We start from the raw sequence: 694 nt of genomic DNA, 5'->3' as shown, positions 1-694 counted from the left end.
GCTCCCTATATCTTGTGCCTGCGAAGGTATTGCGCCCATTGCAAACACAAACAAGATACTGCTACCCATACCCCTTAGGAGTTTTCTCTTTAAGCTTGCCATTGTCATACACCTTGAGAATCACCAGCATTAACACCAACCACTCAACAAACAAGGCCAGTAACGTAAAACTTGTATCGAATCCAAACTCTACCGCTTGAAGCTTGTAGCCAGCGAAGTAGCTGAGCATTCCTCCAAGCCCACCTAATATTGATACGTAGATTTTGGCGAAGCGGTGCAAAAGCACTTTCAGTTGGTAGGCATACCATGCAAACAATACCCATAGACCAATCAACCACACAGGGAGCCAAGGGGTAGGGAAAACCAAAAGCGAGAAGTGTTGATTTAGCGTATCGAGAACTAGCCCGAAAAAGGTGACAAAGGAGATCGCTTTCACCGAGTGAAACGCCGTCAGAATGGAATACACCAAGGTCGCCAACGCCAGTATCATCATCAACCATTGCCACTCAAAAGTACCAAGCACAGCAATAAACCAGCACAGTTGAAACCAAGTGGACGCAATCAACACTCTCATAATTGTTAGGGGCGCTGGAAAGTCATGTGAACGGCGCTGATCGTACGTGCAAGAAAACCGCCTTCACAATAACTAAGGTAATAACGCCACATGCGGACAAACCGGTCATCGTAGCCAAAC

The 694-nt window shown here is 46.5% G+C and carries 1 protein-coding gene; it reads right to left on the bottom strand.

The annotated features are described in order from the left end of the window. Positions 1-61: 61 nt before the first annotated feature. Positions 62-574, bottom strand: coding sequence for a DUF2878 domain-containing protein (locus R7O13_RS27200; RefSeq protein WP_206972035.1), 513 nt, complete (start codon positions 572-574; stop codon positions 62-64). Positions 575-694 lie beyond the last annotated feature (120 nt).

It is taken from the genome of Vibrio sp. Y176 (assembly GCF_033438945.1).
This window is presented reverse-complemented; position numbering and strand designations above follow the sequence as displayed.

Bases quoted from the DNA above. Each gene is read 5' to 3' on its own strand.
- R7O13_RS27200 (WP_206972035.1), bottom strand. From the start codon at position 574: ATGAGAGTGTTGATTGCGTCCACTTGGTTTCAACTGTGCTGGTTTATT.